7 protein-coding genes are annotated in these 8,222 nt (G+C 67.6%); 2 read left to right on the top strand and 5 right to left on the bottom strand.

Translation table 11 applies throughout. The annotated features are described in order from the left end of the window. Positions 1–310, top strand: a 310-nt coding sequence (locus ACE3S9_RS10710; protein WP_374546447.1) for a response regulator transcription factor, incomplete at its 5' end; no start/stop codon positions are given. A 45-nt stretch (positions 311–355) separates the two neighbouring features. Here the strand turns inward: ACE3S9_RS10710 and ACE3S9_RS10705 are convergent. The 3 genes from ACE3S9_RS10705 to ACE3S9_RS10695 form a co-directional block, all read right to left on the bottom strand. Beyond that, positions 356–1,054 carry a DUF2147 domain-containing protein gene (locus ACE3S9_RS10705; RefSeq protein ID WP_374546446.1) on the bottom strand — a complete coding sequence of 233 codons (699 nt, stop codon included), beginning with the start codon at positions 1,052–1,054 and terminating at the stop codon, positions 356–358. Between the two features lie 82 nt (positions 1,055–1,136). Next, on the bottom strand, positions 1,137–1,364 hold the full coding sequence (locus ACE3S9_RS10700) for a hypothetical protein (RefSeq protein ID WP_374546445.1): 228 nt from the start codon (positions 1,362–1,364) through the stop codon (positions 1,137–1,139). 35 nt (positions 1,365–1,399) lie between these two features. Beyond that, positions 1,400–4,006: an MMPL family transporter gene (locus tag ACE3S9_RS10695; protein WP_374546444.1), complete on the bottom strand. Its 2,607-nt coding sequence runs from the start codon at positions 4,004–4,006 to the stop codon at positions 1,400–1,402. Between the two features lie 167 nt (positions 4,007–4,173). On the opposite strand from ACE3S9_RS10695, the gene ACE3S9_RS10690 reads away from it, so the two are divergent. Further along, positions 4,174–5,574, top strand: coding sequence for a hypothetical protein (locus ACE3S9_RS10690; protein ID WP_374546443.1), 1,401 nt, complete (start codon positions 4,174–4,176; stop codon positions 5,572–5,574). A 9-nt stretch (positions 5,575–5,583) separates the two neighbouring features. Here the strand turns inward: ACE3S9_RS10690 and ACE3S9_RS10685 are convergent, their stop codons facing one another. After that, positions 5,584–6,090 (bottom strand): hypothetical protein, encoded by a 507-nt coding sequence (locus tag ACE3S9_RS10685; RefSeq protein ID WP_374546442.1) that lies wholly within the window; start codon positions 6,088–6,090, stop codon positions 5,584–5,586. Next, positions 6,083–8,222: RND family transporter (locus ACE3S9_RS10680; RefSeq protein ID WP_374546441.1), on the bottom strand; the 2,140-nt coding region annotated here is incomplete at its 5' end. The genes ACE3S9_RS10680 and ACE3S9_RS10685, both read right to left, overlap by 8 nt.

The following is an 8,222-nucleotide window of genomic DNA, read 5'->3' as shown; positions in this document are numbered from 1 at the left end:
GGTGGATTTCATCGAAAAGCCCTTCGACGACGAACTGATGATCAACTCCGTGCGCGAGGCGCTGGCGCGGCGCGGCGGCGGGGCCATGGCGGCGCGGGCGCGGCTCGGCCGGCTCACGGCGCGCGAAAAGGACGTGCTCGCCGGCCTGCTCGAAGGCAAGCTCAACAAGACCATCGCCTTTCAACTCGGCGTCAGCGTCCGCACGGTCGAAACCCATCGCGCCAATCTGATGGCGAAGACGGGCGCCAACAGCCTGTCCGAACTGGTCCGGATCTCGCTGCTTGCCGAACAATCCGAACTCGACGCCTGATCGCGCGGCCGACGGCGGATGAGACTCCGCCGCCGGACGTGTTCGTCATTGCGCCTTGGGGGCCGCCGTCGCCGGCTTGGCGGCGGCGGGCGCGCCGGCGGATTGCGCGGTCGGCTTTTTCGCGTGGCCGGCGTCCGCGCCCCCGATCGGCTCCCCCGGAATATCCGCCGCCGCCATGGTGTCGTCGGGCAGACGCGTCCAGACCCGGGTCTGGCCGAGCAAAGGCGTGCCGATATAGCCGCGCAGGTTCAGCTTCTGATTGTCCTGCGTGACCTCGACCTCGGCGCTCCAGATCTTGCCGTCGCGCGGGTCGAGAATGTGGCCGTCCTCATATTTGGCGCCGTGGCGCTTCATGCCATAGACGATGACGAGGCCCATCATCGGCTGGTTCTTCTTCTCGCCCGGGCAGGCCTTGCAGAGCGGATCGTCCGGCGGCTCGTCGGGATAAGTGACGGCCTTGACCAGACGGCCCTCGTAGAAGCCGTTCTTTTCGTAGAAGAAGAACACGCCGCCGGGCCGGCCGTCGTCATTATAGGCCTGCCAAAAGCCGTTCAGCGCCGGCCCGGCGGGATGGGCGGCCGGTTGGGCGACGGGCGCCGCCGGCTTGGCGCCCTCCTTGGCGTTTTCGGCGGAGGCCGCCGTCGCCGCGCCGATCAACGCGGCCGCGGCGAGACCGGCGACGGCGCGAATGCGCCGCGCTTCTCGCAATCGACCAAGAAACGGACGACCCAAAAACTGGCGCATCTGCGCTCTCCTCAAATTCCGGCCGAGGGACGGGATCATCCTGCCCGCGTTCCGTGGAAAAATTCAGACAAAGGCGAAAAAATCAGACCCCATGGCCTTCCAGAACCTTGCGGCAGGGCGTCGACAATTTCTGCCGGTTTTCCTGCAGGCAGGACAGGAATTCGGCGTCGCTCGCATTCGGCGGAAGCCGATGGCAGAATTTGCGCACATCCGGCCGGCAGGCGGCGTCCTCGTCCGGCGTGCTCCCGGCATAGGCCGCCCCCGACAGGCTCGATAACGCCAGCGCAAAAGCCACAACGCGAATATTCATCGATTTTTCTCCACTCTCATTCTTTGACGCCGAATTCAGACATTCTCGGGGCGCTCGGCCTTGCGGGGCTTGCCCATCAGGATCGGTTGGAACAGCACCGCCGCCGCCAAAGTGCAGACCAGCGACAAAGCCAGCAGTTTTCCCATGCTCGACGTGCCCGGATGGCTTGAGAACCACAGGCTGCCGAAAGCGGTTGCTGTGGTCGCCGCCGAAAAGATCACCGCGCGGGTGAGGCTGGTCTGCAACAGGTCGGTCTGCCCCTGCCGCCAGGCCATGATGTAATAGATCTTGAAGGCGACGCCCACGCCGAGCAGCAGCGGCAGCGCGATAATATTGGCGAAATTCAGCGGCATGCCAATCAGCACCATGATCTCCATGGTGACGACGCCGGCGAGCGCCAGCGGGATCAGGGTCAGCGCCACATCGCGCGGCTTTTTCAGCACCAGCAGCAGAATGACCGCGATCGAGACGAGCGCCAGCGCGCCAGCCTCGACAAAGGCGCGCACCACGGTGTCGCCGGCCTCCAGCACCGAGACAGGCCCCAGAATGGCCTCGGGCTCGACCTTGAGCACGGCGCGGGCGAAGGCGCGCAGCGCGTTCGGATCGCCGGAATTGTCCTTGGGCGTGATCGAAAGCCTTGCGCCGCCGCTGGGTGCGATCCAGTCGCGAACCAGTTCCGGCGGCAGGCTGGCGCGCGTAACCTCCTGCGCGCGGAGCGCCTTGCGCAAGCCGCCGAAATCGAAAGCGAGCGGATCGACCAAAGCGGCGCGAGCGGCTTCGCGCTTCTCCGGCGGGGCCGCCGCGAGCGCCTGAAGCGCCGCCGCGAGCCGGCGGGCGGCGCCGCCGCCGGTCTTCTGGTCGGAATTATGCGGCGCGTCCGCAGCCTCGACCAGCCGGTCCGCCGCCTCCTTCACCGCCTCGATCATATCGGCGTCGTTCGGCGGGGGCGCTGGCGCCTTCGGCTCCAGCGCCGGCAGCAAGGTGACGGCGGCCTTGGCGATCAGGGGCAGTTTCTGCGCCTGGTCGGCGGGGATGAAGCTCGACAAAGTGCGCGCTTCGGCCACTTCCGGCAGCTTGACCACCTGCGCCGCCGTCTGGTCGGCCTGTTCGAGCGTCGGCGCTATGGCCTGGATCGCATAAACCCCATTGTCGGGATCGCGCGCCAGTTCGAGATAGGTCGCGACCGATTCCGTGCGCGCGTCGCGCAGATTGATCGGGTTGAAATCGAATTTCAGCCAATAGAGCAGCGGCAGGCCGCCGACCACGACCAGAGCCGTGCCGGCGATGATGGCGACGCGATGGCGCGCCATGAAGCGGTCGACCGGCGCAAGCTGGGCATAGCCCAAGGGCTCCGGCTCGCCCGGCGGGTTGAACAGAGCGATCAGGGCCGGCAGGAAGGTCACGCTGACCGCGAAGGCGACCAGCATGCCGACGCCCGCAATCTGGCCCAGTTCCGAGACGCCCTTGTAGTCGGTCGGCAGGAAGGACATGAAGCCCGCCGCCGTGGCGAGGCCCGCCAGGGTCAAGGGCGCGCCGAAATAGAGCGCGGCGCGGGAAATGGCGGTCGGAAGATCGTCGATCTCATGGCGTTCCGCGCGATAGCGCACGCTGAACTGAATGCCGAAATCCACGCCTATGCCGACGAACAAAACCGCGAAATAGACCGAAATCAGGTTGAACGACCCGATCATGGCGAGGCCGAGCGCGGCGGTGATGGCGAGGCCGACCGTGAGATTGATCGCGACCGCGAGAATCAGCCGCCCGGAGCGCAGAGCGCGCCACAGGATGAACAGCACGACCGCCGCGGTGATAAGGCCGTCGCGCGCAGCGTGTTCCTTGATCGTGCCGAATTCCTCGTCGGCCATGGCGACGGGGCCGGTCAGCCGGACCTGCGCCTCGTAGGCCGGCAGGACTTCGGCGGCGATCTCGCGCAATTTCGTGCTGGCGGCGAGGCCGGGCTGGACCGAGGAATAATCCAGCGTCGGCCGCAACTGGATCACGCCGCGCAATTCGCCCGGCGTCGCCGGCCGCCCCTGGGTGGCGACGCGCCAGGAAAAAAAGGCCGGCCGCCCCGCATTGGCGGCCTCGACCGTCGTCGAGACGGAGTCCATCAGCCCGGCCATGCCATCGAGCTTGATCCGGCCGGAACTGACCCCGATCAGCCCGTCCTCCAGCCCGGCGACAAGGCCGACCAGGCTCATGTCGGAGGCGAGGTCCTGGATCAGCGGCGCGCCCTGCTCCAGCCCGGTCAGGGTCTCGCGCAAGGCCTCGGGCGTCAGGAACAGCAGGCCGTTCTGGGCGAAAAAAGGCAGGCCGGCGATGAAGACGACATCGGAAAAATGCGCCTTGTCCGCCGCCAGCCGCTCGGTCAAAGCCACGCTGGCCTGGGCCGCCAACTCGGGCGTCGGCGCCTCGACCACGGCATAGAGCATGTGCATGCGGCCGAACGCCTGTTCGAAGGCCTTTTCACGCTTGCGCCAGGCGAGATCGTTGGACAGCAGGTCGTTGACGTCCGAATTGATCCGGAAATGGCTCGCCGAGTACAGGCCGGCGGCCAATCCCACCAATAGAAAGCCGATCGCCACGCCGCGCGCGTTGCGAACGCAATATTCGACGATTCGGACGATGGTCGTGGTCAGCATGGGCGCCGGAGAGTTGCTTAATCGGATGGTGAAATCAAGCGGCGGCGCCCGGGAATCCCCGGACTCGCGGGCAAGACGCGAATCAAAACGGAAACGGTTAACCTTCTTTAAGGGTCTTGCTGGTTGAATGAAAGCTGAACGCCGCGACGCGGCGCGAGGCCATCGTTGTGAACCCTTCTCTCAAACGCGGCTCCCCGGCGCGCAGCTCTTCGTCGTTCGGCCTTTCCAGCGCCCCCGCGCGCTCCGCCGCTCCGGATCATTTCCTGTTCGCGGCCGATTCCGACGCCCCGCTACGCGCGCCGCGCGACTCGGGCGCAATCTGGCTGTCATGTTGCGATGCCGCCGCGCTTTCGCCGCGCGCCCACGCCGCCGCCGAGCGGGCTTATGCGCGACTGATGTCCGGCGCCGGCCGCCCCCTGCCCCATTGGTTCGACGATCTGCGCCGTCGCCTGCTCGACCTGTTCGGTGTTCCCGGCGCGGTCGCCGTTCTGGCGGGTTCGGTCAGCGAGGCCGAGGCCGTTTTCGCCAATTTGACGCGCGCCGCTCTGTCGCTTCCGGTGCGGCGGGTCGCGGCGGCGGCGCCTGAACGGCCGGACGATCCGGCGAACGATTTTGCCGCTTTCCCGCTGCGCGACCGCTATGGCCTGCCGCGAGAACCCGCCGAGATCGACGCTGAGACCGTGCGGCTCGCCGAGGAAGCGATGGCCCAGAACTGCGCCGTCGCGCTGCAGCTCTGTGATTGTTCGGAGAGTGGGCTGGCCGGGCCGTCGCGCGCGGCCGCGCGGGTCCTGGCCGAGTCCCATCCCGCTCAGGTCGCGGTTCTGATCGACGCGCGTCAATGGATCGCGCCGCAGCGTATCGCCGAAGATCTTCGCGCGGGCTTCGCCGTACTGCTGTCCGGATCGCGCTTCGCCAGCGGCCCCGCGGGCGCGGCGGCCTTGCTGCTTCCGCCCGCCTTCGCGGATCGTCTCGGCGCTTTCGACCTGTCGGCCGCCCTTGTGGCGAACGACGCCGCGATGAACTGGCCCCGCGGCCTGCGCGACCGCCTCAGGGGCGAATTCGCCGCAATGGCCGATCTGGCCCTGGGCCTGCGCTGGGAATGCGCTCTGGCCGAACTGGAGGCCTGGTTCGCCGTCGCGCCGGCCGTCCGCGCTGAAATCGACGCTGCTTTCGCCCGCGAAATCCGCCGCCATCTCGCGGCGGCGCCGGCGCTGCGGCTGGTCGACAGCGGCGGGGCGCCGGACGAGGCGCGGCGCATGTTCCCGATCCTGACTTTCGACGAACGCGGACGCCCGCTCAAGGCCGAGGCCCTGCGCCGCGCTTTGGCCGAGCCTTCCGCCCGCCGGAGCGGCCGGGCGGCGCGCGGGCGTCCGGTTTATCTCGGCGCGCCGCTGCGCATCGGCGCCTTCCAGGCTCTCCGCCTGTCGTTCGGCGCCGCTCACGTCAATGATGTCGCCGAACGGATCGGCGAAGGCCGCAGTTTCGCGGCCGCCTTCCAGCCGCTCGCCGACGACCTGCTCGAAGCCTTCGGCCTGTGGAGCGAAATCGCGGCGAACGATTGCCTCTAGAGGCGCTGTTCACCGCGACATCTGGACGTCGACCTTGGTGACCGTCGTGCCGCTCGGACGCAGGCTGAAGGACATTTGCCGCCCGATCACGCGGATGGCGAAGCCCGCCGTGAAACCGATGGCGTTGACGAAGCCGCTGAGATGATCGTCCACAAGGCGCCCGGCGATCGAGCCATTGACGCCGCGCGTCGCCTCCTGCCAGTCGCCGCTCACCTCCCCGCCCGAGGCGATCATCTGGCCGCGAATGTCGAAGCGATAGGAATCCGAGGCGCAGACGATGTTCTGCGACATCGTCCGACCGGCGCCGCCGACCGCGCCGGTCGCGCGGCAGGTAATGCGCTCGCGGCGGCCGTCATTGACCTGGACCTGGCCGGCGCCCCGGAAATTGCCGGCGAAAGCGAAAAAGCCGCCGGGATCGGCGGAAACCGCCGGGGCTGTCCCGGCAAGGGCGAGCGCCGCGAGCGCAAGCCGGAGCGCGGTGCGAGACGGACGGAACGACAAGCTCAATTCAGGCATGGACGTCTCCATCGGACAGGATTCGGGGCGCTTCCGCATAAAGTTTGCCGCGCGCCAGACGCATCAGAAAGGCGATAGTCGGACGCAGGATGAACAGGTCGGCGACCAAAGCCATCAGCATGGCGAAGGCGCTCAGCCAGCCGAACAGGCGCAGCAGCGGCAGGTTCGAAAAGGCCAGCGCCGCGAGTCCGCAAGTGAGCACGAAGGCGGTGAGAATCAAGGCCGGGCCGACCAGCGCGGTCGCACGCGCGACGGCAATGGCGGGGTCGGCGTCCGGCCGGTCCTCCCGCCACATCCGGTTGAGAAAATGGATGGTCGCGCTGAGGCCCAGCCCAAACGACACGACCAAAGCGATGACGCTGGCGAATTGCAGCCCGCTGTCCAGCGCGCGCAGCAAAGCCCCCGCCGCGAAGACGGGGAACACGCCCGGCGGCAGGCAGGCGAAGGCGACCGGGACGGAGCGGAAGGCGAGGCCGACGAAGGCCGCGACGAAAGCGAATTCGAGGGTCAGGCCGTGGTTCAGCTTGGTGATCATGCCGGCGCTGTTGCGCGCGGCGATCACGGACAGGCCGGTCGCCGCGATGTGATAACCGGGATGGCGGACGGCAAGTTCGTTCAGACGTCCATTGAGCTGTTCGACAATCGGCAGGATATGATTGGCGTCCTTGTCCGGCACGCGGCCGGAGATCAAGGCCGCGTCGCGGTTCTCCGCGATGAAGCGGCGGGCGAGGAAAGGCGGCAGCAGATCGACGAAGGTCTTCAACGTCTCGACATCGTCGCGATGCAGCCGTTCCGCGAGCCAGCGGCGCAGCGTCTCGAGCGACCAGACATTGGCGATTCCCGGTTGGCGCTCCATGATCGCATGAGCCTCGCCAATCACAGCCAGCGTCTCCGGCGCGAACAGATCGGCGCCCGGCGGAAAGGTCACGTAAAGGTCGATCGGATTGGCGCCGTTGAGCTTGAGGTCGAGCCGCTGGCTCGCCTCGACGGTGTGGTTCTGGTCGGGCGTCTGGTCGGCGAGGCGATAGCGCGGCTCCAGCCCCATATAGAAAAAGCCCAGAACGGCGACCAAAGCGAGGCCTAAACCGGCGTTGACGCCCGGCCGGCGCAGCATGCGCGCGGCCACGAAATCGCAAAACCGGCGCAGGGCCCGCACGCCGGAATCGGCGCTGCCGAATTCCGGATCGAGCGCGCCGGGCGGCGGGGCGATCAGCACGCCGAGCACCGGGGCCAGCGCCAGAACGGTCGCCAAAGCGATCAGGATGGACAGAAAACCCGCCTGTCCGAAGGCGCGGATCAGGTCGGAATCCGAAAACAGCAGGCCGAGCAGCGACAGGCCGGCGGCGGCATGGGTCAGCACGCAGGCCGGCCCCACCACGCGCAAGGCGTCGCGAAAGGCGGTCGCGCGGTCGGCGCCGGCCAGCATCCGGTCGCGCGCTGCGAAGGTGAGCTGCATGGAATCCGAAAAGCTGATCACCATGATCAGCGGCGTCATCACATTGAGGAACATGTTCAGGCGGAAGCCGAGCCAGCCCAGCGCGCCGAGCGACAGCAGGATCGCCAGCAAAGGCGGGGCCGCCGCGATGATCATGAAGGAGACGCGCCGGAAGAACAGGATGGCGATGGCGCAGCCCGCCAGCAGGCCGAGCGCATTATACAGAATGCGGTCGCGCTCCAGCGCCTTGCGGATTTCGAGCTGCATCACCGGCGCGCCGGACAATTGCGCGATCAGGCCCGCGCCCTGCAGATCATCGCGTAAGACGCCGCGAATCTCGTCGATCGCCGACGCGAGACGCGGGCCATCAGCCACGCCCGGCTCCAGCGACAGCACGACCAGAGCCAGATCGCCCGGTTCCGACAACAGCTTGCCCCGGATCAGCTCATTATGCAGCACGGTCTGGCGCAAGGCGTCGTAGTCCGCGCCCTCGGGCAGCGGATCGGGAAACAGCGGCTTCGGCAGGCCGCCGTCTTCCGCCGGCTGGCGCGCCGAAAACATCGAAATCGCCCCACGCGCGCCGTCGACAAGCTGCAGATCGGTCGCCAAAGCGCGCAATTTCTCGACATTGTCGCGCTGCAGGACGGTCTTGCCCTCGATGACGACCAGAACGTCATATTCGCTGGAGGGAAAGGCG

Source organism: Rhodoblastus sp. (assembly GCF_041915505.1).
Taxonomy (GTDB): domain Bacteria; phylum Pseudomonadota; class Alphaproteobacteria; order Rhizobiales; family Beijerinckiaceae; genus Rhodoblastus.
Note: the sequence above shows the minus strand (reverse complement) of the source record. Positions and strands in the feature narration are given on the sequence as shown.